This is a genomic window from Nostoc sp. DSM 114159, assembly GCF_053470285.1.
Genome location: NZ_JBPFEH010000001.1, coordinates 4976566 through 5001353 on the forward strand (window position 1 = coordinate 4976566; position 24788 = coordinate 5001353).

22 protein-coding genes and 1 tRNA gene are annotated in these 24788 nt (G+C 43.3%); 16 read left to right on the top strand and 7 right to left on the bottom strand.

Annotated elements, in window-relative coordinates; genetic code table 11:
- Positions 1-42 precede the first annotated feature (42 nt).
- Positions 43-1944, top strand: a complete 1902-nt coding sequence (locus tag ACR5KR_RS20575; protein ID WP_448267819.1) for a protein kinase domain-containing protein — start codon at positions 43-45, stop codon at positions 1942-1944.
- A 98-nt stretch (positions 1945-2042) separates the two neighbouring features.
- Positions 2043-2936 carry an SDH family Clp fold serine proteinase gene (locus ACR5KR_RS20580; protein WP_445630718.1) on the top strand — a complete coding sequence of 298 codons (894 nt, stop codon included), beginning with the start codon at positions 2043-2045 and terminating at the stop codon, positions 2934-2936.
- A gap of 31 nt (positions 2937-2967) precedes the next feature.
- On the opposite strand, the gene ACR5KR_RS20585 is transcribed toward ACR5KR_RS20580, so the two are convergent.
- The gene (locus ACR5KR_RS20585; protein WP_448267820.1) at positions 2968-3675 is read right to left on the bottom strand and encodes a peptidoglycan-binding domain-containing protein; all 708 of its coding nucleotides are present in this window, start codon (positions 3673-3675) and stop codon (positions 2968-2970) included.
- Between the two features lie 645 nt (positions 3676-4320).
- Here ACR5KR_RS20585 and ACR5KR_RS20590 point away from each other — a divergent pair.
- The 7 genes from ACR5KR_RS20590 to ACR5KR_RS20620 all read left to right on the top strand — a co-directional run bounded on the left by ACR5KR_RS20590 (position 4321) and on the right by ACR5KR_RS20620 (position 13397).
- Complete coding sequence (locus ACR5KR_RS20590; RefSeq protein ID WP_448267821.1) at positions 4321-5769, top strand: hypothetical protein; 1449 nt, start codon at positions 4321-4323, stop codon at positions 5767-5769.
- 348 nt (positions 5770-6117) lie between these two features.
- Positions 6118-6579, top strand: a complete 462-nt coding sequence (rimP, locus tag ACR5KR_RS20595; protein ID WP_322697628.1) for a ribosome maturation factor RimP — start codon at positions 6118-6120, stop codon at positions 6577-6579.
- 217 nt (positions 6580-6796) lie between these two features.
- On the top strand, positions 6797-8077 hold the full coding sequence (gene nusA / locus ACR5KR_RS20600; RefSeq protein ID WP_448267823.1) for a transcription termination factor NusA: 1281 nt from the start codon (positions 6797-6799) through the stop codon (positions 8075-8077).
- 137 nt (positions 8078-8214) lie between these two features.
- The gene (locus ACR5KR_RS20605) at positions 8215-8484 is read left to right on the top strand and encodes a YlxR family protein (RefSeq protein WP_322669753.1); all 270 of its coding nucleotides are present in this window, start codon (positions 8215-8217) and stop codon (positions 8482-8484) included.
- Between the two features lie 479 nt (positions 8485-8963).
- Complete coding sequence (infB, locus tag ACR5KR_RS20610; protein WP_448267825.1) at positions 8964-12128, top strand: translation initiation factor IF-2; 3165 nt, start codon at positions 8964-8966, stop codon at positions 12126-12128.
- Positions 12129-12233: 105 nt separating this feature from the next.
- Positions 12234-12854 carry a low-complexity tail membrane protein gene (locus ACR5KR_RS20615; RefSeq protein WP_445630713.1) on the top strand — a complete coding sequence of 207 codons (621 nt, stop codon included), beginning with the start codon at positions 12234-12236 and terminating at the stop codon, positions 12852-12854.
- A gap of 345 nt (positions 12855-13199) precedes the next feature.
- The gene (locus ACR5KR_RS20620; RefSeq protein WP_322660560.1) at positions 13200-13397 is read left to right on the top strand and encodes a hypothetical protein; all 198 of its coding nucleotides are present in this window, start codon (positions 13200-13202) and stop codon (positions 13395-13397) included.
- Here the strand turns inward: ACR5KR_RS20620 and ACR5KR_RS20625 are convergent.
- Positions 13394-13933 (bottom strand): alpha/beta hydrolase, encoded by a 540-nt coding sequence (locus ACR5KR_RS20625; protein ID WP_448267827.1) that lies wholly within the window; start codon positions 13931-13933, stop codon positions 13394-13396. The genes ACR5KR_RS20620 and ACR5KR_RS20625 overlap by 4 nt on opposite strands.
- Positions 13934-14227: 294 nt before the next feature.
- Here ACR5KR_RS20625 and ACR5KR_RS20630 point away from each other — a divergent pair, with 294 nt between their 5' ends.
- Positions 14228-15922 carry a DUF1565 domain-containing protein gene (locus tag ACR5KR_RS20630; RefSeq protein ID WP_448267828.1) on the top strand — a complete coding sequence of 565 codons (1695 nt, stop codon included), beginning with the start codon at positions 14228-14230 and terminating at the stop codon, positions 15920-15922.
- A 346-nt stretch (positions 15923-16268) separates the two neighbouring features.
- On the opposite strand, the gene ACR5KR_RS20635 is transcribed toward ACR5KR_RS20630, so the two are convergent.
- Positions 16269-16562 (bottom strand): DUF3493 domain-containing protein, encoded by a 294-nt coding sequence (locus ACR5KR_RS20635; RefSeq protein ID WP_445630710.1) that lies wholly within the window; start codon positions 16560-16562, stop codon positions 16269-16271.
- A gap of 33 nt (positions 16563-16595) precedes the next feature.
- On the opposite strand from ACR5KR_RS20635, the gene ACR5KR_RS20640 reads away from it, so the two are divergent.
- A tRNA-Thr gene (locus ACR5KR_RS20640) sits at positions 16596-16667 on the top strand.
- Positions 16668-16822: 155 nt separating this feature from the next.
- Here ACR5KR_RS20640 and ACR5KR_RS20645 read toward each other — a convergent pair.
- Positions 16823-17260, bottom strand: coding sequence for a hypothetical protein (locus ACR5KR_RS20645; protein WP_448267830.1), 438 nt, complete (start codon positions 17258-17260; stop codon positions 16823-16825).
- Positions 17261-17808: 548 nt separating this feature from the next.
- On the opposite strand from ACR5KR_RS20645, the gene ACR5KR_RS20650 reads away from it, so the two are divergent.
- From ACR5KR_RS20650 to ACR5KR_RS20670, 5 genes are all read left to right on the top strand, one after another.
- On the top strand, positions 17809-18207 hold the full coding sequence (locus tag ACR5KR_RS20650; protein WP_448267832.1) for a DUF433 domain-containing protein: 399 nt from the start codon (positions 17809-17811) through the stop codon (positions 18205-18207).
- Positions 18200-18430 (top strand): DUF5615 family PIN-like protein, encoded by a 231-nt coding sequence (locus ACR5KR_RS20655; protein WP_448267833.1) that lies wholly within the window; start codon positions 18200-18202, stop codon positions 18428-18430. The genes ACR5KR_RS20650 and ACR5KR_RS20655 overlap by 8 nt, the downstream gene beginning before the upstream one ends.
- A 67-nt stretch (positions 18431-18497) precedes the next feature.
- Positions 18498-18866: a hypothetical protein gene (locus ACR5KR_RS20660; protein WP_448267834.1), complete on the top strand. Its 369-nt coding sequence runs from the start codon at positions 18498-18500 to the stop codon at positions 18864-18866.
- A gap of 165 nt (positions 18867-19031) precedes the next feature.
- The gene (locus ACR5KR_RS20665; RefSeq protein WP_448267835.1) at positions 19032-19241 is read left to right on the top strand and encodes a toxin-antitoxin system, antitoxin component, Xre family protein; all 210 of its coding nucleotides are present in this window, start codon (positions 19032-19034) and stop codon (positions 19239-19241) included.
- On the top strand, positions 19216-19566 hold the full coding sequence (locus ACR5KR_RS20670; protein ID WP_448267836.1) for a type II toxin-antitoxin system PemK/MazF family toxin: 351 nt from the start codon (positions 19216-19218) through the stop codon (positions 19564-19566). The genes ACR5KR_RS20665 and ACR5KR_RS20670 overlap by 26 nt, the downstream gene beginning before the upstream one ends.
- A 57-nt stretch (positions 19567-19623) precedes the next feature.
- Here the strand turns inward: ACR5KR_RS20670 and ACR5KR_RS20675 are convergent, their stop codons facing one another.
- The 3 genes from ACR5KR_RS20675 to ACR5KR_RS20685 all read right to left on the bottom strand — a co-directional run bounded on the left by ACR5KR_RS20675 (position 19624) and on the right by ACR5KR_RS20685 (position 23446).
- Entirely contained in the window at positions 19624-20694 is a 1071-nt protein-coding gene (locus tag ACR5KR_RS20675) for a M42 family metallopeptidase (RefSeq protein WP_448270276.1), read from the bottom strand.
- Between the two features lie 13 nt (positions 20695-20707).
- Positions 20708-21736, bottom strand: a complete 1029-nt coding sequence (locus ACR5KR_RS20680) for an SGNH/GDSL hydrolase family protein (protein ID WP_448267837.1) — start codon at positions 21734-21736, stop codon at positions 20708-20710.
- A 318-nt stretch (positions 21737-22054) separates the two neighbouring features.
- Positions 22055-23446: an S-layer homology domain-containing protein gene (locus ACR5KR_RS20685; protein WP_448267838.1), complete on the bottom strand. Its 1392-nt coding sequence runs from the start codon at positions 23444-23446 to the stop codon at positions 22055-22057.
- Between the last annotated feature and the right edge of the window lie 1342 nt (positions 23447-24788).

Consider the following 24788-nt stretch of genomic DNA (forward strand, 5'->3'; position numbering starts at 1 on the left):
TACCGTGCCAAAATAAATACCAGCAATTGTCAAATATTACTAATGGTGTGGAATGCAGGAAAGTCTTTATTCGGGGGACGCTACATTATTGAAAGCCAACTAGGTGAAGGCGGAATTGGCATTACTTATCTTGCCAGAAATCAACGAAATCAACAGCGAGTGATTAAAACCCTCAAAGAAGAAATCCTGAATCACCCCGCCTGGATACTCCACCGAAACAAGTTAAGGCAAGACTTTCGTGATGAAGCAGTTCGGCTGGCTGTGTGCCACCACCCTCATATAGTACAGATAGAAACCATCTTTGATGAAGGGAATTTGCCCTGCATGGTGATGGATTACATCGAAGGGGAAGACTTAGCACAGCGCTTAAGGCGAACAGGGGTGCTATCAGAAGCAGAAGCACTACTTTACATCCGGCAAATTGGCGATGCTTTGACCCTAATCCATTCTAAAGGACTGTTGCATCGGGATCTCAAACCACGCAACATCATGATCCGCATTGATAAATTAGAAGCAGTGCTGATAGACTTTGGCATCGCTAGAGAATTTATTCCTAATACGATTCAAAGGCATACAGTGTATCGTACTCCTGGTTTTGCTCCACCTGAACAGTATGAATCAGAAGCGCCGCGAGGAGAATACATTGATATTTACGCCCTAGCTGCTACTTTGTATAACTTGCTTACCGCAGTTGTACCAACTAGTGCAGATGATAGACGACACAATATCAATTTAGAACCACCACAATATTTTAATCCCAACATCAGCAACAGGGTAAATCAAGCTATTATGTGCGGTATGGATCTGGAGTCAACGTATCGTCCCCAATCTGTGCAAGAGTGGTTGGATTTATTAGGCTCTGAGACAGAGGGGTATGTAACAAAAACATCATCTACTCTAGTGATAAGCCCTAAGCAGCAACTACCTGTACCTATTGTATTAGATCGGCAGAACTGGAAATGCGTACAGACCCTCAAAGGTCATTCTAGTATGGTTCATGCGATCGCCATTAGCCCAGACGGACAATTTATTGCTAGTGGCAGTAATGACAAGACCATCAAACTTTGGCAAGTGAACACTGGCAAGCTAGTGCGTCAACTGGGTCGTTGGTATTCTAGTCATTCCAGTATGGTTCATTCCGTCGCCTTTAGCCCAATCCCAATCTCTTCAAACCTTTCTTATCAAGGCGAATCCGGCAAATCTGCGGGAGTTGCAGACCTAAATCGGGGAATTTTAGCTAGCGGGAGTTGGGATAATACAATCAAATTGTGGGATGTCAACACGGGTAAAGAAATTCGTACTCTCACTGGTCATGCTAATTGGGTAAATTCCGTTACTTTTAGTCCAGATGGCAAGTTTTTGGCTAGTGGCAGCGCTGACTGCACAATCAAACTGTGGCAGGTAAACACAGGCATAGAAATCCAAACTTTCACAGGTCATTCCGACCCAGTTTCGTCAGTCGCCTACTCTCCGAGAACGTTTACAACCAATAGCCAGGATAGACAACTGGTGGCTAGTGGCAGTAATGATTACACAATTAAATTGTGGCAAGTATATACAGGCAGGAACATTTACACATTCACAGGCCATTCTTTCTTTGTCAACTGTATTGCCTTCAGCAAAAATGGGGAAATTATCGCCAGTGGCAGTGGTGACAACACGATTAAACTGTGGCATGTAAATACAGGCAGAGAAATTCGTACTCTCATTGGTCATTCTGATTCAGTTTGGTCAGTCGCCTTTAGCCAGGATGGACAATTTCTGGCTAGTGGCAGTTGGGATAACACAATCAAACTGTGGCACATACACAGTGGCAGAGAAATCAGCACACTTACAGGGCATTCCAACTATGTTAGATGTGTCGCCTTCAGTCCCGATGGCCAAACCTTAGTTAGCGGTAGTGATGACGATACGATTAAAATTTGGCGAAGGGGTAGTAAATAATTCGTAATTTTTCTATAAATCTACAGATAGAACTGCGATCGCCCCAAATTTGTGACAATAATGACGGCAACCGTTATTTTTGAACAAAAATAAATTATATGGGCTTTGGTATTGGTGATTTATTCTGGATCTTTCTCCTTCTGACTTCTTTGCAACCCCTTTGGCAAAAACGTCAAATTGAATATCGGCGCTTGCGTGCTTTGCAAGAATTTCAGCAGGAACGCAAAAGTCGGGTGATTTTACTGATTCACCGTCAAGAGTCCATTAGCTTTTTGGGAATTCCCCTATCTCGCTACATTACTATCGAAGACTCAGAACAAATATTGCGAGCAATTCGCCTCACACCCCCAGAAGTGCCGATTGACTTAATTTTGCACACTCCTGGTGGTTTAGTTTTGGCTACGGAACAAATCGCCAGAGCATTAATTCGCCACCAAGCAAAAGTCACAGTTTTTGTACCTCACTATGCTATGAGTGGCGGTACAATGCTTGCCCTCGCCTCTGATGAAATTATTATGGATGCTAACGCTGTCTTGGGGCCAGTTGATCCCCAATTGGGTAATTACCCCGCAGCCAGTATCCTGAAAGTGGTTGAAGATAAACCCATCAGTGAGATTGATGACCAAACCCTAATTATGGCCGACCTATCACGCAAAGCAATTGGGCAGGTACAGCGGTTTGTACGAACTTTGCTAAAAGACAGTATACCTAAGCAAAAAGTTTTGCCAGAAAATATCGAACCGATTATTGAAGCCTTGACAACTGGACGCGTCACCCATGACTATCCCATCACTATTGAAGAAGCAACAGAAATGGGGCTGCCCGTAACCGTCGGACTGCCCCATTCTATTTATGATCTCATGGATCTGTACCCACAGCCACAAGGAGGACGACCCAGCGTGCAGTATATTCCTATGCCTTACAATGACCGCCGTCCAATTCTACCTACACCAAAGGGCAGACCCTTAGAAGAACCAAATCAGATCGCTTGAGCGGCTTTGGGGTAGGAGTTTTTTCTGGCAACTAGGGTGTCGCTGTTGGTGTAGCTGTTGGTGTAGCTGTTGGCGTAGCTGTCGGTGTCGCTGTCGGTGTCGCTGTCGGTGTCGCTGTTGGCGTCGCTGTTGGCGTAGCCGTTGGCGTAGCCGTTGGCGTAGCCGTTGGTGTCGCTGTCGGTGTTGCTCTCGGTGTTGCTCTCGGTGTTGCTCTTGGTGTTGGTTTAGTTGTCGGTTTAGTTGTTGGTTTAGTTGTCGGCTGGCTGAAGAGTGTCTTTGCTTCTTCATTCAGCTTTTGGCGGAGTGCTAAATTAGCAATTCCAGTTTCTTGCAACTGATATTTCTTCTGATACTCCTTCACCACTTCTTCCGTGCGGGAACCATAAAAATGATCGCGCGGTAGGGGAGGATTTGGCTTCACCACTGCATTTAAATTTATGTGCAAAATTTGAACGATGTTAGCAGCGAAATTTTGGGTTTTTGGCCCTGCGATGCCATCAACTGGTTTTAGCTTATAACCAGTCTGAAATTCTCGAATTGCCTTTTTAGTTTCCTCGTCTGTCAAAGCGGTGTTTGTTACCTTGACGTTATAGCCTAATCCCCGCAATACTTCACGGAATTGCTGGGGCGTATAACTTTTTTGAGGGGCTGCAAAACCTGTGTCTGCAATTACCAAACTAGCAGTCATCAGGCAAGTAACAGCAAAGGTTGCGCTTGATTTTCCAAACCCACACCACATACTTAAAAACTCCTTTGGGTCAAATCAGCAGGATCATAAACGTTAACAGCTGCATTTTAAGTTTGTTTAATAACTTTTTTCACGATTATTTAATGAATTTTGAACAAATTGTGATTTTTTTTTGTTAAATTTAGCTAGATGTTTAAACAACAATTTCTGTCATCCATCAAAAGAAGTATCTTGTATTAGCAAAGATACAGTGGTTATCATTTGAAGCGAATATACCCACCCTTTTAACCCAAAACTGCGTTAGAAAATCACATCTGTGCATTAGACTTCTTGGCATTTGTCGGGAAAAGAGGAAAGTGAGGCCCCAAGAAGGGGATAAGGGGCGAGGGGAAGGGGAAAAGGTTCTGCAAAAGTCCCCTTCCCCTTTACCCCAAACCCAATTCCCCACAAATGCCAAGAAGTCTAGTCTCTTTACCTGTGGCTGTGCTGCAATGAGGAGGATTTTCAGCCTATGACTGGAAAAGAGGTTTTAAAGGAGTTTTGTTTTGGGCTGAAGTTGATACCCATGACAGATGTGTACTTCTACTGGGGTCTACTCGACTGGAAATTGCTGTAATTGGTTAGAAAGAGCAAAAAATTAATAAATGAAAAAATTTATGTTTTAAATACCTCAATAAGTATCATATATTACAAGAAATGAAAAATATAAAATCTTATAAGCAGCGTAATCTTTGGTTTGAAAGATTTATGGCAATTGCTGCGACAGTAAATTTAGGTTTAGTGTTGTTTGATTTAAGTTACGTACCTTGGCGAGATATCTACTTGCGAAAACTTCCTCAAATTACTAAGATTTATGACCCAATTAAAGGTATTGAAAGTCATCGAGACACAAAAAGTTATCTAGAAACAGTAGACGCATTAGAGGAACAAGTTAGGCAAACAGGGTTACAGTCGCCTCAGGTAAATAGCAGGTTAATACAAATAAGTCGTCTTAGTAGCGAGATGATTGACAGTAATCCGTTTGCAGGAGCGAATAAGAGTGGGACGCTGGAGAAAATCAAACAAAGGATGCGATCGCACATCGGTAAAGAATCTGCAAAACAATCCTTTGCTACTTTTTGGAGTCAGCCATACTTATCACAAAATGACTGGCTTGAAGAAATTAATTTTTTTAACAAAAGCATTCGCCCTTTGATCGCCAGTAACTACTACCGCCAAATCGGGGAAAATGGCGATTTTATTGATAAATTCTGGCTTATTGACTTACCTTTTCTGATTTTATTTGGCGTAGAATTGCTGGGGCGCACCTTCTGGCTCAGACGCCAACATCCCGGTTTTAGCTGGTTAGAAGCACTATTGTGGCGTTGGTACGATTTATTTTTACTACTGCCATTTTGGCGAGGGTTGCGAATCATACCTGTATTAATTCGCCTCGATCAAGCGCAGTTATTGAATCTGCATCCAGTGCGAAAGCAACTTAATCAGGGGATTGTTGCCAATTTTGCCGAAGAACTGACAGAAATTGTCGTGGTGAGGGTGATTAATCAGGTTCAGGGTTCAATTCAGCGGGGTGAGTTAACAAACTGGCTCTCGCAACAAGAAAATTTACGTCCCTACATAGATATTAATAATGTGAATGAAGTGGAAGCGATCGCAGGTCTTTTGGTAAAAACAATTGTCTACCAAGTGCTACCTGATATCCAACCTGCGATCGTTGCCATTCTGCGCCACAACATCGAAACCGTCTTCCATCAAGTCCCCGTCTACCGCAACCTCCAGAATCTTCCTGGCGTGGGACAGGCTCAAACCCAGTTCAGCGAACAACTGGCGACTCAAATCACAACTAATCTTTACAAAACTTTAGTTGGCGCTGTTGAAGACCCTGTAGGAGCACAACTCACCAGTCAATTACTAGAAAGCTTCACCAAGGTCTTAGGATCTCAAATCAAGGAAAAACATGTACTCTCAGAAATTCAGAGTTTACTTTTTGACTTCTTAGAAGAAATCAAACTCAACTACGTCCAGCGTTTATCCCAAGAAGACATAGACCAAATTATCGAGCAAACCCGGCAGCTAAGAACACAAGTATCAGTTCCGGTGGTAGTGGATAAAGGTGCTACTCTCCCAAAAATACGGGAAGGGTAGGGAGAGCAGAGGGGCAGGGGAGAAATCAATTCAAAATTCACGCATTCAAAATTCAAGAACTTCTGCCTTCTGCCTTCTGCCTCCTCTTTTCCAATAGACTTCTTGCAGAAGTAGGGAAAAGGGAAAAGGAATAAAAAACCTTTCCCCTTTAACCTTTCCCCTTTTCCGCAAGAGTGCAAAAGTTACTTTTGCAAGAGGTCTAATGCCCAATCCCCAATACACGACTATAAAAGAAATGCGCTAAACTCGAATTAGGCGAATCATAATTTGGTTCGTCACAAGACTTCTTGGAAGATACACCTATCGCAGGAAGTGGGTCGATGCCCACTTTTTTTATTGAATTCTCTCATGGCTCATCCTTTAGTTCCACAAATTATTGATTTGGCGACACCAGTTGCAGAAGAACTGGGATTGGAAGTGGTTGGCGTGGTTTTTCATACTAACCAAAGTCCACCAGTGTTGCGGGTAGACATTCGCAATCCTGAGCAAGACACTGGGTTGAACGATTGTGAGAGGATGAGCCGTGCTTTAGAAGCCTCCTTAGATGCTGCGGAAATCGTTCCAGATACATACGTCTTGGAAGTGTCTAGTCCTGGTATTTCGCGGCAATTGGTAACAGACAGGGAGTTTATTTCCTTTAAAGGATTTCCTGTTATTATCTCCACAACGCCACCCTACGACGGACAACAAGAGTGGATTGGTCAGTTGATTCGTCGGGATGAGACAGCACTTTATTTAAATCAAAAAGGTCGTGTAGTCGAAATTCCCCGCTCCCTAATTACTAAGGTGCAGTTAGAGGAGCGCCGATAAACAAGTTACTAAGGCTAGAGGCTAGGGACTAGGTATTGGAGGGGCAGAGGAGCAGAGAAGCAAGGGAGACAAGGTGACAAGGTGACAAGAGGTGAGAACTTGCAACAAGTTTTTCCCCTTGTCCCTAATTCTCCTTGTCCCCTTGTCCTCTTCCCTATGCCCAATGCTAATGCCCAACACCCAGTCTCTAGTTCCTAATTTTTAAAGGAGATTGCTTATGTCAATGGTTACTTTATCTGGATTAAAAGAATTAATTGAAAGTATAAGTCGCGAACGGAATTTACCCCGGCTTGCGGTTCAATCAGCTATAAGAGAAGCACTACTTAAAGGCTATGAACGTTATCGCCGCGCCCAAAATTTAGAGCGCAAACAGTTTGACGAAGATTATTTTGAAAATTTTGAAGTAGAACTCGATATTGAAGGAGAAGGATTTCGCGTTCTTTCTACCAAAACCATTGTTGAAGAAGTAGATAATACAGATCACCAAATTTCTCTAGACGAAGTTCAACAAGTCGCTCCCGAAGCACAGTTAGGGGACTCTGTAGTGCTGGATGTTACCCCCGACCAAGGAGAATTTGGTCGGATGGCGGCAATGCAAACTAAGCAAGTATTGGCGCAAAAATTACGGGATCAACAGCGCCAGATGGTGCAAGAAGAGTTTCAAGATTTAGAAGGAACTGTTCTCCAAGCAAGAGTCCTGCGGTTTGAACGGCAATCAGTGGTTCTAGCAGTTAGCAGCGGCTTTGGTCAACCAGAAGTAGAAGCCGAATTACCGAAGCGGGAACAGTTGCCTAACGATAATTATCGGGCAAATGCCACCTTCAAGGTATATCTGAAAAAAGTCTCCCAAGGTCAGCAACGAGGGCCACAGTTGCTTGTGTCTCGTGCTGATGCTGGTTTGGTAGTTTATCTTTTCGCCAACGAAGTCCCAGAAATTGAAGATGAAGTGGTACGGATTGTTGCCGTAGCTAGGGAGGCAAACCCCCCTTCCCGTTATGTCGGCCCCCGAACTAAAATAGCAGTAGATACTCTCGATCGCGATGTAGACCCAGTAGGCGCTTGTATTGGAGCTAGGGGATCGCGAATTCAAGTGGTAGTCAACGAATTACGCGGTGAAAAAATAGATGTAATTCGCTGGTCGCCAGACCCAGCAACATACATTGCTAATGCCTTAAGTCCAGCACGGGTAGATGAAGTACGCTTGATGGACCCTGAATCACGGCAAACTCACGTACTTGTAGCTGAAGATCAATTGAGTTTGGCTATTGGGAAAGAAGGACAAAACGTCCGTTTGGCAGCCCGTCTGACTGGTTGGAAAATAGACATTAAAGACAAAGCTAAGTATGACTATGCAGCAGAGGATACCAAATTTGCAGCCGTCAGAACAAAATATCAATCAGAGGAATCAGAAGACGACCCGGACTTTGAAGAAGAATTCGAGGATGAAAATCAGAACGAATTAGAAGAGGAAGATAGTTTTGACAATAACGATGATTAATAATTGATTAATTTTGTAAAGTTTTGATAGTGTAAGATTGTAGTCTTAGTCTCAAAAGCTACTTGGTATAAGTAAAAAATAGTAATAATAAACTTATTTTTACTTCCATTATCCTGGACTGAGATGGCAAAGAACCGATGAAACCAAATTATCGGCGCTGTATTAGCTGCCGGAAAGTAAGCTCAAAAGATCAGTTTTGGCGGATTGTCCGCGTCTTTCCATCGGGAAAGGTACAATTGGATCAGGGCATGGGGCGTTCTGCCTATATTTGTCCAGAAACGAGTTGCTTACAAGCGGCTCAAAAAAAAAATCGACTAGGGCGATCGCTACATGCATCAGTGCCAGAAGCACTGTACCAAAGCTTGTCGCAACGTCTAGCGCGCAGTAATACCCAAAACCAAATTTAATTGGAACAACTTTGTGACGTAATCATTAAAGGAATTGTGTCAAAAGCCGAAGTCGCGCTTTCATCACACTCCCTATCGATCGTTAAGGTTAGTGCCAAAATAGTAAATGGGTGTAAAAGGCATTCGGCTCTCCAATAACGAGGGGCGAGGCAACATTCCCAGAATAAAATGTAATCGATTGTGTTGTGGAAGACTCAGAATCAACAAAACAAGAAACTACAAAATGGCAACCTGGTAGCGCTCAGGCGCAGTTCGGCGTCAAGGATTCCTATAAAAATCTTTTATTTAAGAAATTTTTATGGGTATCCCTCAACCATCATTCCTGGTGGGGATGCCATTATTAAACCGAAACATCTCTCTTTCCTGATTGGAGGCACCGGCAAAAACTGAACGGCAGTCTAAAAACAGTAATCCAAGGATGGAGATGTCGCAAACCAGGCAACCATCCGCTAAAACTGTAAATTAAAGGGGAAGAGTGGATGAACAACGGCAAAGTTAGAATTTATGAATTATCAAAGGAATTGAATTTGGATAACAAAGAGCTACTAGCAATTTGCGACCAGCTCGATATTGCGGTCAAAAGTCATAGCAGCACGATTTCAGAATCCGAGGCAGAAAGCATCCGGGCGGCAGCAGAAAAGCTAGCAGCCACGAATGTGTCAGCCAAAAAGGAACTAGGTACAACCAGCCATAAACCAAATTCACCACCCAACGGCGGACGTAACCGACCTGCTGCACCCCACAAACAGCAAATTTTGGAAATACGCAAACCCAAAATATTGAGAAATACTACTCCCAACGCCCCAGAGGCGTCACTTGCTAACAATACCCAAGCTGCCTTGTCTGAAGCTAATCCTCCCTCTCCGCCACGGCCTTTCGCTACACCAGTCTCACCCCAAAAACCGGCAGCACCAACTCGACCTGTGCCCCGGACTCAATCTGAGACTCAAGAGCAACCTTCGATCGCTAACTTGGAACAAACGCCTAATCCAAGTCCGGCACCGGAAAAAATAGCATCCCAAAAACCGGAAAAAATAGTTCCACCTAGACCAAAATCGGAAAAACCGATCAAACCACAACTAGTTGCTCCTCCAGCCAGACCTGCTGCAGAAGAAGCCCAGGTGGTAGATGAGCCGCCAGTATCTCAGGCAGATAAACCGATCCTCAAGCGCGACCAACGGCAACGACCCACAGAAGGCGATCGCGAACAAATTAAGCCGAGAGTCGCTAAACTGCCAACAGACCAGTCTCCACCAAGTGCGCCACAAAGGGCAAGTCGTCCCACCCCTGCACCCAGCAGACCAGAGCAGAGAGCTAATAGACCATCTGCTCCATCACAACTGGGAGAGGGGCAACGACCCAGACCGGCACGTCCAAGTGAAGCAGTAGCAGCCGCAATGCCGATCGCTACTCCCCCCAGGCAGATGTCAGGCATAGCGAGCAAATCTCAAGGATTGGGTGATGAACCAGTCACACCCGATCTCCTCGATTTGAAACGCCCAAGTCCACCTCGACCGACCAAAGGCGGCAAAAAGTGGGTAGAAGAGGAAATAATTGACGAAGTTAAAGAGAAGTCAAAAGCTGGCGTCAAAGGTAAGCGAATCAAGCCGATACTGGATGATGAGTTTGAAGAAGATTTGCTGGATGATGACGATATCGACTCACCAGCCACAGTCCAAGTCAGCCTTTCTATCGCTCGTCCTCCCAAACCGAAAGCGACTCGACCTGTACAGATACCAGGTGCAACCCTTGCTAGCGCCCCAACTGCAAGAGCCAAAAAGTCTGGTTCTAGGTCTGGTTCCAAGTCTGGTTCTGGACGCGACAATCACCAAAACCGTCGCCAAGAAGGCGAGACAAAGCGCGAACGCCCCGAAAAAGTGACGATCACAGGGCCGTTGACTGTGCAAGAACTGGCTGACGTATTAGCCGTTCCCGATACAGAGATTGTGAAAATCCTGTTCCTTAAAGGTATGGCGGTGAGTATCACTCAAAATCTGGATATTCCGACAATTACCCTGGTAGGAAAAGAACTAGAAATAGAAGTCGAAACCGCCGAACGAGAAGCAGAAGCTCGGAAAATTACGGAAATGGTCGGTGCAGAAGACCTAGAACATCTCCACCGCCGTCCGCCTGTCGTGACAATCATGGGTCACGTAGACCACGGAAAAACAACCCTGCTCGACTCAATTCGCAAAACCAAAGTGGCTGCTGGCGAAGCTGGTGGGATCACTCAACACATTGGTGCATACCATGTGGATGTAGTACATGAGGGCAAACCACAGCAGATAGTCTTCCTGGATACTCCTGGTCACGAAGCCTTTACAGCAATGCGGGCCAGAGGAGCGCGGGTAACAGACATTGCCGTGTTGGTAGTAGCTGCCGATGATGGTGTCCGTCCTCAAACCATTGAAGCCATTAGCCACGCCCAAGCTGCGGGAGTGCCAATTGTTGTTGCAATTAACAAAATTGACAAAGAAGGGGCACAGCCAGAACGCGTTAAACAAGAACTTACTCAGTATGGTCTGACCTCAGAAGACTGGGGTGGTGATACGATCATGGTTCCCGTGAGCGCCATCAGAGGTGAAAACCTGGATACGCTCTTAGAGATGATTCTCTTAGTAGCAGAGGTTGCAGAACTATCTGCCAACCCAGATCGTACCGCCAAAGGAACTGTGATTGAAGCACATCTGGATAAAGCTAAGGGAGCAGTTGCTACATTGCTAATTCAGAATGGTACCCTGCATGTGGGAGATATCTTGGTAGCTGGCTCGGCTTTCGGTAAAGTTCGGGCAATGGTAGATGACAGAGGCAAGAGAGTAGAGATTGCTTCTCCTTCATTTGCCGTCGAGGTACTAGGTTTAAGTGATGTGCCAGCAGCCGGCGACGAGTTCGAGGTCTTCGAGAACGAAAAAGAAGCCAGAACGCTTGCTAGCGATCGCGCCGACAGACAACGCCTATCCCGTTTGTTACAGGGTCGTGTTACCCTGACAACGCTCTCGGCTCAAGCACAAGAAGGCGAGTTGAAAGAACTCAACTTGATCTTGAAAGGAGATGTACAAGGTTCGGTAGAAGCCATTGTGGGAGCGCTCAAGCAAATCCCGCAAAACGAAGTCCAAATTCGGATGTTGTTGGCTACTGCTGGAGAAATCACCGAAACAGATATCGACTTAGCAGCTGCCAGTAACGCTGTAATTATCGGCTTCAACACCACCTTTGCCAGTGGTGCTAGACAAGCCGCCGATGAAGCAGGTGTTGATGTCCGGGAATACAACGTGATTTACAAACTCCTAGAAGATATCCAAGATGCCTTGGAAGGTCTTTTGGAGCCAGAGTTGGTGGAAGAACCCTTGGGTCAAACCGAAGTCCGTGCCGTCTTCCCAGTCGGTCGTGGTGCGGTTGCCGGTTGCTACGTTCAATCTGGCAAGCTAGTTCGTAACTGCAAAGTCAGGGTGCGACGCGGCGGTAAGGTGATCTATGAAGGCGTTCTTGACTCCCTAAAACGGATGAAAGAAGATGCTCGTGAGGTCAACGCCGGTTATGAATGCGGTGTTGGTATCGATAAATTCAATGATTGGGTTGATGGTGATATCATCGAAGCCTATCAGATGGTTACGAAGCGCCGCACTCTTACCTTAACGAGATAGTGTTCAGGGTAAAATGGTTAGAAGTTAGGAGTAATAAATTAAGAGTTAGGAGTTAAAGACTGCTAATTCCCAACTCCTAACTCTTAACTCATAACTTTTTAAAATATGCATTCATTTCGCTCTGAACCTATTTTGTGGATTCACGTCGCTGGATTAGCGACGTTGCCTGTTTTTTTAGTACTCTGCTTATTGTTCTTGTCTGTAGGCGAGCCATTTTTACCAGTTTGGATGGAGCTATTCTTAGTTGCCGCTATTGGTGTTCTCCCCCTGCTATGGATGCAGTTGCGTCGCCCCTTTTATATATTTGCTCTTTTAGGAATAGCCCAAAAACCAGAAAATCTGACTGAGCGGCAGCGAAAAATTCTCTGTTTAATTAATACAAAGGTAAATCGGATTCTGGCATTGGTGGCAGCAGCCTTGTCGGTTTTGATACTGTGGTATCTTTACCAAATTGCCCCATTAGTAGCAGATTCAGCTAAATTTCTCCCACAATGGCGCAGTCTTGCACTAGTGCTGGCGGGATTAGCATTTTTGGGTGGCAATCTATTTTTACAAGTACCTGTGAGTGTAATGCGAGTTTTGGTGACGAATGACACAGAATTTGCTGGCATAGAACCATTATCTTTAGAAAAGATTAAGCAAGATTTCACAATTTTAGGGGTGCGAGTTAATCAAATCGTGCCTCGATTATTACAATCCTTGTTTAAGATAAATACAGATTCGTAGCAGCCCGTAAAGTATATTATTTAACTTTAAAGGGCTACAAATAAGTATCAGAAGAATCAGAAGATGCAGGGGTGCAGCACTTCTCTACGAGACGCTGCGCGTAGCTTGCTTCCCCGGAGAGGTACGGCTACGCTCAGTGAACGAGGAGCGGGGAGATGAGGGAGTGAGGGGACAAGGAGATAAACAAAACTCTTAACTCTTGTACAGACGCGATTAATCGCGTCTCTACTAACTCTTAACTCAGCACTGGCTCAACGCCGAGCTGACGCTAACAGCACTCCTAACGCCCAAGCCCCATTACCAATATCCAGTTACCGTTGAAGAAAAACAAAGGAATGAGGAACTATGGCTCAAATTCCAGCTTCTAGCGATCGCCAATTTTCTGCCGATACTGAAATTTGGTATAGCCTCAAATGTGCGATCTCCACTAGTTCCGGTTTTCAACGCTGGCAACTAGAACGCGATGCTCAATTAGAGGGAATTCGCTTGGAACATCAGGTACAACGGTATTTAAGAGAAACTTTAGAAACTTTAGCTTACTAAAGACCAAATAAATCTTGTAGGTTTGTTTGCAAGCGGCGAAGTTGACGGTATGCACCCTGCAAGCGATCGCCATCAACTTCCACTTCATTTGTGGGATAATTCTTAATAATTTCAATCAGCGACACTTGCCCGTCTTGATTCGCAGCAAGTACCAAAGCGGCTCGTAAAGCTTGCCGATTTGCTCTTTGAGACGGTGTAGAAATAACTTGACTAACTCGATCCAAAATAATATTACCAATCTGGCTATTGAGCACTTTATCTAAAAATTCAGAGTTTACCTTTATTGGCTGTGTTAAATACTGACGAATGGCTTTGGGGTCTTGTCGCGCCAAAGCTACATTAACTTTTAGTAAACCTGAGAGTTCACCTGTTTGGGCAAAGGTGGATATTTCCTCTACAGAAAGTGATTCACGGAAAATACCATACTTCAGCACTACTCGTTCTGCCGCAAAGGCAGCAGGAGTGGACAAAAACAGAAGACAGATAATGCTTACTAAAACTAAGACGCGATGCAGCCATAAAAAATAAAAATGCATTTCTCTCGATTTCCAATAAGTTTGCTTTTTTTGTGATGATATTCCAGCAGAATTAGTTGCAGCATCTAGCTTTAGGGAATACTAAAAATCGCCTCATCCCCATAGTGCCCCTAAGAAATTTTTCTGAATAACCCAATATAACTAATGTATAAGTTCTGTAACCTCTCTAGTAAATTTAGCTGAATCAGTGCTAATCATCCAGTATAGTTTTGCATGGGTTTTAGAGCAGCTACAACGCTGTTATCTTTAACCTTGTTCGACATACTGTAATTCAGCACATCACAGACTCAAAAAATGAAATATCGGGGTTTTAACATTACTCTGGCGAAAAATTTTCGCCTTCTTTCCAGCAGTCATCTGAGATACACTTTAGGCGTAGGAGCCGGACTAACGGCAATACTTGTTGTTTCTAGTGGATCGATACTACTATCTAGTGAGGTTAATGCTGGTGCGACTCATCCAGAAAATATCGCCCCAACTCGCACAGCCCAAGCTCCTGCAACTGCCGCAGCGATTTACGTTAATCCAGCAACTGGTGCAGATAGGGCTGGTGCTGGTGCCACCTCGGCAGCACCCTACAAAAGCATAAGTTTTGCTCTCAGTCAAGCCCAAGCAGGTGCAGTTATTCAATTAGCACCTGGTAACTATAACCAAGAAAGTGGTGAAACCTTCCCGCTTTTACTTAAACCAGGGGTGACACTGCGGGGTGATGAAGCTACTAAAGGTCAGGCGATATTGATTACAGGTGGAGGCTTCTACACTAGTCGCACCTTTGCCAGACAAGACATTACCATCCTGGCCGAGCAAGATACCACGATCGCTGGTGTCACCGTCACCAACCCAAATAGCCGGGGTACGGCTGTGTGGGTGGAGTCAACTAATCCGACTATCAAAAACAGTACTTTTACTAACAGTGTCAGAGAAGGTGTTTTTGTCACGGGTACAGGCAATCCCAAAATTGAAAGTAACCTCTTTGTACAAAACAAAGGCAATGGGATTTCAATTGCTAAAGCTGCTCAAGGAGAAATTCGGAGTAACTTATTTCAGGATACTGGTTTTGGTCTGGCGATCGGTGGCACTTCCACACCTCTAGTTGTAGAAAACCAAATTATCGAAAACCAAGACGGTCTTTTTATCTCAGAGTCAGCGAAGCCCGTATTGCGTAAAAATGTCATTCAAAATAATAAGCGGGATGGAGTAGTAGCAACTGTCAACGCTTCACCCGACCTTGGCACCAACGAAAATCCTGGTGGCAATCTTATTCGCAATAACACTCGTTATGATGTGAACAACGCCACTAAAACCAGTAAAATTGTCGCTGTTGGCAACGATATCGATCAGAAAAAGATTTTTGGCTCTGTAGATTTTGTTGCCGCCAGTGTTGATGTACCGCCTGGAGGAGCTGTTGCCTTTAAAGATGTACCAGCAAATTACTGGGCAAAAAGCTACATCGAAGCTCTAGCCTCCCAAAATATTATTGCGGGCTTTCCTGATGGCAGCTTTAAACCCAATGAACCTGTAACTCGCGCTCAATTCGCCACTATTGTCACTAAAGCTTTAACGCCAGCAGTTAAACGCCCAGCAATTAAATTTAAGGATGTAGCAAGCAATTTCTGGGCTTACGCTGCCATTCAATCTGCTTACCAGAGTCAATTTGTTTCTGGTTATCCCGATGGCACTTTTAAGCCACAGCAGCAAATTCCCAGAGTGCAGGCGTTAGTCTCTTTAGCTAATGGTTTGGGCTTAACTGCAAGTAATCAAAATGTCGTTTCCTTTTACACCGATGCTGCTCAGATTCCTAATTATGCGATCGCACCAGTTGCCGCCGCAACTGCACGACAACTAGTAATCAACTATCCTACAGCCAAGCAACTCAATCCTAATCGTGAAGCGACTAGAGCCGAAGTTGCTGCTTTTGTTTATCAGGCACTTGTCAATGCTGGACGTGCCCAACCAATTCCTTCATCTTATTTGGTAACAGTTCAGTAAATGTCTAGTTAGCAAATTGGAAGCGCCAGACTAATAAATTATCAGTCTGGCGCTTTCAATATAGTGGTTTTTTAATTTTAGGGTTTTTGAATCATAAAATTTGGGGTCTTTAAATATAGCTGACCCCATTTGAATGTGATTGGGTTTATGGTCAGGGTCTTTATATTGGCTGACCCCGTTTCAATCATTTCTATTTTCACAGAAATTTTTGCTTTTTGGGATTTCCTAATAATTTTTTTATTTTTTCTTTCTGGATATTTTAATCTTCATAAAAGCATGAATAAATTTGAAGAAAAGATATATCAAAAGAAAGTAGTCAAAAATTAACTAGCTCAGATTTCCCCCTTTAAGAATTAGGATTTTTACCCGAATTGGGGCGTTGTTGCTGACGCTGTTCCCAACGCCAGAGGAAAACCATTAAAGCAACTATTCCGACTTGGAGAGCTAAACTTGGTATTGCACTCTCAACATTGCGTCCGGCAAGCACTTGGAAGAAAAAGACGAATGCACCGAGTAAGCCAGAAGCGCCGAAAGCAATGTAAAAAAATTGTCGGAAGCCGCGATAGGGAGCAGCTATTTCTGCTTTCAGACTGGCATACTGTTCAGGATTAAGACGATTTTTGGGATTTTGATCTACCATGATTAAATCGTGTTATACTTTTAGATTGTGTACGCCGATGTGGCTCAGTGGTAGAGCAGCTGATTCGTAATCAGCAGGCCGTGGGTTCAAATCCCATCATCGGCTTTGATGAAAGTATTCCTCAATATTTAGAGTTTGACATAAATCATGTACAGTGATTAATTATCTGTCGTCGGTGACACATCGATCTCGTTGTGACAAACTACTGCCATTGGTAGATTTTATAGCAATGCTGGCGATCGCTGCTACTGGATATGTAATTATTGCAGCAAAGAAGTTGTGCCATTACCGTTAGTTGAGGCATTGGCAATTGCAGCTTCAGTAGGTTGAGTAGTAAGAACCGCTACAAGTGGAGTAACTTTTGAACTAGATTGTTTACTTCGTCTTCGATTAGAGCCGCCAGCCTTGGAATACTCTATACTGTTTCTGCCGTAGACACTTGCAACTCCACTTAGCATTCGTTCAGACATTTCGGAAAGGGCTTTATCCATCTGGGTTACTGTTTTACGCGATTCTTCCAGATTGGAAACCAGTGTATTATTAGCTTCTAGCATCGCACGGGTAGAGTTGATTAACTGACTGTAAGCTTCAATGGTTAACCCATGTCCTAAATCCAGATTCTCATCAATAGATTTAAGTAAGGCGAGACGAAGTTGGGCTTTGTCAATAGCAGCAGATCCACGAGTTTTTAAAGACATAACACATCCTTTTTTAATAACTCCTTTCTCAACATAGTGGAGTATCCTTTTGCCTGAGATGGGTAGTTTTGTGGATTTATTTCATTACAAGTTAAACGAAATAATTACGAGTTTCCCTGTGTTTTTACTCATTTTTTATATCAATTTCTTGTTTGAGAATAAATACAATTAGCAATTGGGTACTCCGAAATAGCAATTGGGTACTCCGAAATAGCAATTGGGTACTCCGAAATAGCAATTGGGTACTCCGAAATAGCAATTGGATACTCCGAAATAGCAATTGGATACTCCGAAATAGCAATTGGGTACTCCGAAATAGCAATTGGGTACTCCGAAATAGCAATTGGATACTCCGAAATAGCAATTGGGTACTCCGAAATAGCAATTGCGTACTCCGAAATAGCAATTGCGTACTCCAAATCGATAAATGCGTTGGAGTAGCCCAACCCAGGCATCGCCAAAATCACAAACGATAAATTGAAACTGCTACGGGGCGATCGCTTAGAATAAAGCAAGTAATGAAAAGTAAATTCATTGAGCTTCAGCAAATGCCTTCGTACTTGGTCAATTTACCTGTTCAACTACAGCAAGAGATAGAGCAATGGGCAACTAGCCAAGGAATTTCCCTCGATCAATTTATTTTGTGGGCAGTAACAGAAAAAGTTGCCTCCCTTCGCCATCAACTGAACGACCCCTCCTTTCCCTTGATTAGCTATCGCATTGGAAGCAGTGGCCAAAAAGTTCCCGTTGTTAGTGGTACAGGAATTCGAGTGCAAACTCTAGCGATTGCTGCTCATCAGTGGGGCTGGTCTTGCGAGCAAATTGTCCAACAGTATGGTATTACTAAAGCTCAGATCAATGATGCACTGGGTTTTTACACTGCCCATCGTACCGAGATTGATGAAGCGATCGCTACAGAACAAGCGATTGAAACTGCTGGTGTCTAAACTCCTGCTGCATTTAGATGCAGACACCTCCATTAAAGCATTGCATACGGCTCTAGTTGCTCGTGGTCATGATGTGACTCGCACTCCCAATGAATGGATGCCAGAAGATGCTAGCGATGAAATGCAATTGCTGAAAGCCACAGATAACGGACGGTGTATTTTTACCTTCAACATCAAAGATTTCTTGTCCTTATATTTTGGGAAATCAAACCCAAGAGCTTAATAATTTGCTGTCTAATACCAAGTATCCAAATTTAAAACAACCATACACAATAACAATTGATGATCTTTTGGAGATTGTTAGTTTTCAGTATGGGACACCCGGAGCAAGTGGTGCGTGGAAAGATGATTTGATACTGCAAGCTGTTAATGCCCTGAAAGATCAGCCGATATACCAAAATACGGCTACATTAGTAATTGTCAATTTAGATTCTAATCTCAAGAAAAGCGCTAGTAGAAACTATACTCAGCTTGGCAGTGTTTTACCTGGTGATGCGGGAACAATACCTTATGGAGTTGACCGCAACTATCCCGCATTATTAATGACTAGATTAAAAGGTGAGGTTGATCCTCAAGGTGGTTGGGATGGAGTGCCTTTCTGGGTTCCAGTTATCCGATTTCCAGATGGTAACTACGCCTTTTCTGTAAATGAAAGCTAATTTAAATTTCTTCAAATACCCTAGATAAACAACTTTTAAGCAGTTATCAGTTTTTAACAAATCGATACAATTAGCGATCGCCTTCATCGCTAGAGACAACCAAAAACTATAATGAATGCATAAAGCAACCAATCATAGATAGGCAAGATTAGGAGAATCTAAACAATGCAGGCTGATAGCATTTCAAAGCAAAGGTTACTTCAAAAAATTCGCCAGTTACCTCCCGAACAAGTTTTGCTAGTTGAAGATTTTATTGATTCTTTGGATCAGCAAGGTACAGATCATAGCCTTACCTTTGCAGCAGCAAAACTTTCTGAACCAGTTCTGCTCAAAATCTGGGATAACCCTGATGATGCAGAATATGACACACTATGAATTTGGTGATGTTATTTTAGTCCCGTTTCCCTTTACTGACCAGACTACAACTAAAAAACGTCCAGCAGTAGTTGTGAGTTCTAATAGCTATCAACGTGAGCGTTCGGATTTAATATTAATAGCCATTACTAGTCAAGCAAATCCAGCAACTTCCTTTGGTGAAATCACAATTGCTGGATGGCGAGTAGCTGGTCTTCTCAAGCCTTCAATTATTAAACCAGTTTTGACTACCATAGATAAAGGGCTAGTAATTAAAAAGTTAGGACGACTTGAGGAACCAGACCTTCAGACTTTGCAAAACCTTTTTCTGGCTATTTTGGGTTGATATGCGTAGGCGTAGCCCGTCGTAGACATCGCTCCTTCAAATTAAAGCCTCTACATATCACTCAAACTCCGTTTCGCAAAAAGCTTTTAACAAATCGATACAATTAGCGATCGCTCCTAAATGAGCAATTTCATAACCGTGGGTATTTTGGGTAGGAAACGCCAAACAAGCAGCACGCCCAACATGACCAAATTTCATCGCAATTGAAGCATCGCTACCAAATCCACTTAGAGTTGTAAATTGTATCGGCATATCGAGTTGCTTGGCACTATGGCGCAATTGGCCATTTAGTCCCTCATCATATATTCCATAGGCATCTTGAGATAAAAGTACAGGACTTTTACCATCTTTAACAGGATATTCCTCAGATAAGGGACAAATTTCTAAAGCAATCAAGGCATCCAAACGCTGATTTTGAGTGAAAAATAGTGCCCCAATTGCTCCCACTTCTTCTTTCGCCGACGCTACTAAATAAACATCAACTGCTGGCTGTTTCAGGTTTTCAGCCAAAGCTAGCAAAATCGCCACAGAAGCTTTGTTATCCAAAGTGTAACCAGCAATATGATCCTTTAACCGAATTGGACACTTGCGATGTTTGCCGATTACCATTCTAGTTCCAGGTCGAATACCAGCTGCTTCTAATTCAGCAGATGTCAGCTTCGTTTCAATCCAGGCATTTTCCCACTTCACAGTAGTATCTTCCTGCTGGACTTTTTGCGGCGATTCATGAGAAACGTGGCGGGAACCAAAGCTGAGAATACCGTGAATGGTTTCGTTATCTCCGAGTAAATCGACAACGCCTTCACCGTAAACCCACGGGAAAGAACCGCCGAGTTTGCGGACTTCCACACGACCTTCATCACCGAGACTCTTGACAATTGCACCAATTTCGTCTTTATGTGCTGTGATGGCGTAGACGGGAAGCGGCTTGTCGTTAGACATCGCTCGGTCTTGATTTTTTCCTGGAATCTTGGCAATAATATTATCGGCGCGATCGCACCAGACTTCCACACCCAGCGCCGCAAATCGTTTCATCAACAACTGGTTAATCTCAGCTTCTGCACCACTCGGAGAATGGTGCATAACCAATTCTTCAATAATTTCAAATAAGCGATCGTAATCCCACATCAATACAGTTAGTTTAGTTTTCAACTGTTGTATGAGACAATTGTGCATCAAAAACCCGACCTGCTGACCTTTTTTGTTGACGCTTCAACACTCCTACCGCACCAAAAGCACCAAGAGCTAAAATCCCCAAGTCGGTCGCAGGTTCAGGAACAGACTTAGCATCAATCGCCGCTAGTGCAGCGTCTGCTACTAACTTATGAGCAGCAGTCGTTGGGTGAAAATCGTCCCAGAAGAGAAACTTGTTGTTACCTGGATTACATATATCTAGCCTAGATAAACAAGACTCGGTTACATTCGTAAAACCTAATGCACTTGTCTGATTGAATAAAGAATAAGTATCAACAGAGATGATGTTGAGATTTGGGTTTTGACTCAAAGCGCTCACAGTTTTTGCTAAACCCAAGTTAAACTCACTCGTCGATTTACTAAGGGTTGCAGGGTTGCGATCGTCAATTGTAGCTGCTGGGATCTTTCCCAAATCTGACAAGTTAAACACCAAAATATTTTTCGCGCCGACTCCTACCAGAGTATTCAACGCCAGGGATATATTACTGATTGGCGTGGTAGAGTCTTCGGGGTTAAGAAAAAGGAAATCATTCCCACCTCCCCACAATGTATAAAGTGCATTTGGGTCAGCAGTTTGATTATTTGCTTGCAGAGTTCCAGCAAAACCAAGGACTTGTTTGAGTACTCCCGGTAAATTTGGATTAGGAACGACAGCGTTACCTGAACCAGAGCTAGCACCACCGAAAGCGAAGTTTATCCCTTGAGTAGCAGGTGTGGAAGGAAGAGTAGTGAATAAAGTAGGCTTTAACCCTAGCCGATCTCCGAGATAATCTACCCAGAGCGGCCCATCGGAAAAACGTCCTTCAAAGTAAGGTGGGCTTTGAGGGAATGTTTTCCCAGTAGCATTGTATATATTGCCTGTATCGGAAAGACTATCGCCAAATACATAAAGTCGATCGAAACTCACAGCCGAGGCTTTGGTCGGCAACATGAAAGATAGAAGAACAAATCCTGCTGCTACAGCTTGTTTTTTCATATTTGTTTTACCTGTGGTCTTTTTAATTTGTTTAAAAACAATGAAAGGGCGATAGTTTGACAACTTACTCTTTTGAGATACTTCAAAACTAAGTACGTCTATTGAGTTAATTTACGTTGTTTTACTTAACTATGCCTCAAAAATTTATGAAACACAGGTAAAAACGCTTAAAACACTTAGATTTACATTTTCTTGATGAAAAATAGGTATATTACAAAGAAATAACAAAATTTGTATACTAAAGGGCAGAATTGCTCACTTTTATGCTGATGCTGGACTAACCGCAACTAAATTAGGTAGACCGTCGTAGACATAGCTTTAACCTTGCTTTAATTTCAAAGCCTCAGTAGCCGATACACCCTCACCTTGACTGCCGAAATACCACAAAGCCGTAGCAGCCTCAGCACGAGTTACTGGTTTTTTGGGTTGAAACAGAGTCGTATAACCAAACACCCGGCGAATATTCGATTGTTCGCCATTCTGATAATCAGCCAACACTGCTCTTAAAGCCTTAGAGTCAATTTTCGCTACGTCTTGGAAACCCCAGGTTTGTTTAACCGCATCTAAGTTAGCAGAGGGTAAAGCTTGGCGAGTATCTAAGGGTAATTTCCACAGCAGCAATTGTTCCCGCGTTAGAGGTGCATCAGGACGAAATAAAACTACTGTAGAATCTCCAGACAAAGGACTAGGAATTAAGCCAGCTTCAGCTAATCCCTGAATTGCAGGAAAATCAGGGTCTTTTGCTGACACATCACTAAAAGCTGGTTGAGTACTTTCTGATGCCAAACGAATCTGTTTAGCTGGATTGTTCGTATATACAGCATTGTTAGCAGCAATCAGCCAACGGGCATATTCTCGATGTGTAACGATTTTACTGGGTTCAAACTGATTAGTTGTAGTAGTATTGCTCTTAGTTGTCTTTGTTTCTATAGATAAAACACCTAATGCAGCCAAGTCCTGGATATGTTGCTGCCATTCTTGTGGTGCCTTATTCAAATCGTTGAATACCTGAGATTTAGAGGTGGTTGTAGGGATTGTTTGGTTATTAGCTGTGCTTGGTGGCTGTGCTGCCGAGTTTGTCGGTGGTATTGGCCCAATGAACTGTGAATTTCCCGGTTGAGGAACAGCGTTAGCAGTTTCGTTAGGATTTGTAGTTGAAGTAGGTTGTGCTGTTGCAGTACTATTCGGTACGTAATCAATCAGTAATTCAGTCGCTGTTTGGGGTTGATTGGGTGTGGCGTTAGTAACTGATTTGGGCTGAATGGAAACCTTCAACAGCAAATCGTTGCGACGTGCCTCAAAAGCCCCTCCGGCATCATCTGTTGGCTGTTGTAAAATCTGCCAGTTATTTGTTTGAAACTGGCTGCGATAAAAACTAGCAATAAAATTACTGGGGTCAGAACTTAACCAACGAGTTGAGATTTTGTTTTCTGAGCCGCTAGCAGGGGTAACTTCCTGTAGCTTGGCATTGGAATATAGTGGGATATCTTTAGGAAAATCAACTGGTAACTGAACAGTTGATTCGTTTTGCTGTGCTTGCGGTTGGTTACTCTGAGATTCTCCAAAAACAACTGGATTGCTTTGCAGTTGTGGATCTGCCGCCAAAGATTCCTCAAGATTTTTGGCGACTGGACTATTAGCACAAGCTGTTAACGAAGTGAGTATAACAGCACAAATGAGAAATACAGCTGGACGTTTACAGGGAAGCACAGGAAATCACAAATTGAGTTTCAATTCCTACCCTAGCGCAGACTGTCCATTAAATGGGAATGAGGCATGGGACATGGTTATTCTCCTTTATTCCCCTGCTCTTTTCTGACTCTCTATATCACCCAAAAACACTACCGACTCACTACGTCTTCTTCGTAAATGTCTATTTTGGTGATGATATCTCTAAAAATGAGTAAACGGTAGCAAAAGCTACCGTATTGTCTTCGTTTTACAGCCATTAGGTTTTGATAATTCCTATGCTTATTTATAGAGTTCCCTAAAATTCTGGAAAACTAACATTTTTGGAAAAAAATATAAATAAACCTGAAATCATTGCTAGATAAGAGTTTTATAATTTCAGAGTTCGTAGTCAGGACTTTAGTATTTATGATGAGAGTCACCAACTACAAACCGAGCGATACTAGATTGTGAACCAAGCTTTTAGAGAGTTATCTAAACATCCAAGTTGTAGAGCAGATAACTGATTGATAACTGGTCAAAAAACATTTTAGCCAGCAAAAGCTTGAATCTACTTCCAGATGCACTAGTTGTAACGCGATGCCTACGCCAAGCAACTGAAGTGATAGACTTAGAATAAAGCTCCCCTTAGCTTCACCCAAAGAGGGGAATAGAGCGAGTTCACTAACACTGGCTAACAATCGATTCTGAAAATTATTCATCTGACGATGATAATGTGAGTCGGGCAATAGCTGAAAAATGCCAGTGTTAAACAATTCCAGTAACTTAGCGTAAGTTCGTTATTCTTGACGATTGGGGTAATCAGTAAAGCAGTCAAGTGTCGCAGCAGTTTCCTTAGTATCTCTAAATTGATTTTCTGGAGAAAGTGCTACTTGTGCTGTAGTCAAGAAATTATTGACAGCCTAGAAAGCAGTGAGTGCTTTCTCTAAAAGTGCGTAGTTTACCGCCGTAGGTCTTACCCTGAGCCTGTCGTACCACTTCGTGGAAGCAAGCTACGCGGAGCGTCTCGTAGAGAAGGGCATCGCCTTTATGTTATCCAAAACTTTCCCTCAATCAACCCATCCCCTGTTATTCTTGGATAGGGCTGTGCTTCTTTTAGGAAAGCTGGAAGGTGCGCTTCGCAAGTTATAGAAATAGTACATAGTTGGCTTTGGCTGTTTTTCCCAATCCTAGTTAATGATTGGCTTGAGGCGAAAAAGACACTTCATCAAATGCACTGGTGGTTGAAAAAACCTCTACAAACTTGGTCTGAACAGTTAACACCTTCCTGATAGATTAGATACAATTAGCATCTGTGTTTTCTTGGGCGTAGGCGTAGCCCGTCGTAGACATCGCTTGCTCAAAGCAAATATTCAAATTGACA

What these genes read in the sequence shown, in the direction of transcription:
- ACR5KR_RS20575 (WP_448267819.1), top strand. Translation starts at nt 43, where the DNA reads ATGGTGTGGAATGCAGGAAAGTCTTTATTCGGGGGACGCTACATTATT.
- ACR5KR_RS20580 (WP_445630718.1), top strand. Translation starts at nt 2,043, where the DNA reads ATGGGCTTTGGTATTGGTGATTTATTCTGGATCTTTCTCCTTCTGACT.
- ACR5KR_RS20585 (WP_448267820.1), bottom strand. Translation starts at nt 3,675, where the DNA reads ATGTGGTGTGGGTTTGGAAAATCAAGCGCAACCTTTGCTGTTACTTGC.
- ACR5KR_RS20590 (WP_448267821.1), top strand. Translation starts at nt 4,321, where the DNA reads ATGAAAAATATAAAATCTTATAAGCAGCGTAATCTTTGGTTTGAAAGA.
- rimP (WP_322697628.1), top strand. Translation starts at nt 6,118, where the DNA reads ATGGCTCATCCTTTAGTTCCACAAATTATTGATTTGGCGACACCAGTT.
- nusA (WP_448267823.1), top strand. Translation starts at nt 6,797, where the DNA reads ATGTCAATGGTTACTTTATCTGGATTAAAAGAATTAATTGAAAGTATA.
- ACR5KR_RS20605 (WP_322669753.1), top strand. Translation starts at nt 8,215, where the DNA reads ATGAAACCAAATTATCGGCGCTGTATTAGCTGCCGGAAAGTAAGCTCA.
- infB (WP_448267825.1), top strand. Translation starts at nt 8,964, where the DNA reads ATGAACAACGGCAAAGTTAGAATTTATGAATTATCAAAGGAATTGAAT.
- ACR5KR_RS20615 (WP_445630713.1), top strand. Translation starts at nt 12,234, where the DNA reads ATGCATTCATTTCGCTCTGAACCTATTTTGTGGATTCACGTCGCTGGA.
- ACR5KR_RS20620 (WP_322660560.1), top strand. Translation starts at nt 13,200, where the DNA reads ATGGCTCAAATTCCAGCTTCTAGCGATCGCCAATTTTCTGCCGATACT.
- ACR5KR_RS20625 (WP_448267827.1), bottom strand. Translation starts at nt 13,933, where the DNA reads ATGCATTTTTATTTTTTATGGCTGCATCGCGTCTTAGTTTTAGTAAGC.
- ACR5KR_RS20630 (WP_448267828.1), top strand. Translation starts at nt 14,228, where the DNA reads ATGAAATATCGGGGTTTTAACATTACTCTGGCGAAAAATTTTCGCCTT.
- ACR5KR_RS20635 (WP_445630710.1), bottom strand. Translation starts at nt 16,562, where the DNA reads ATGGTAGATCAAAATCCCAAAAATCGTCTTAATCCTGAACAGTATGCC.
- ACR5KR_RS20645 (WP_448267830.1), bottom strand. Translation starts at nt 17,260, where the DNA reads ATGTCTTTAAAAACTCGTGGATCTGCTGCTATTGACAAAGCCCAACTT.
- ACR5KR_RS20650 (WP_448267832.1), top strand. Translation starts at nt 17,809, where the DNA reads ATGCCTTCGTACTTGGTCAATTTACCTGTTCAACTACAGCAAGAGATA.
- ACR5KR_RS20665 (WP_448267835.1), top strand. Translation starts at nt 19,032, where the DNA reads ATGCAGGCTGATAGCATTTCAAAGCAAAGGTTACTTCAAAAAATTCGC.
- ACR5KR_RS20670 (WP_448267836.1), top strand. Translation starts at nt 19,216, where the DNA reads ATGATGCAGAATATGACACACTATGAATTTGGTGATGTTATTTTAGTC.
- ACR5KR_RS20675 (WP_448270276.1), bottom strand. Translation starts at nt 20,694, where the DNA reads ATGTGGGATTACGATCGCTTATTTGAAATTATTGAAGAATTGGTTATG.
- ACR5KR_RS20680 (WP_448267837.1), bottom strand. Translation starts at nt 21,736, where the DNA reads ATGAAAAAACAAGCTGTAGCAGCAGGATTTGTTCTTCTATCTTTCATG.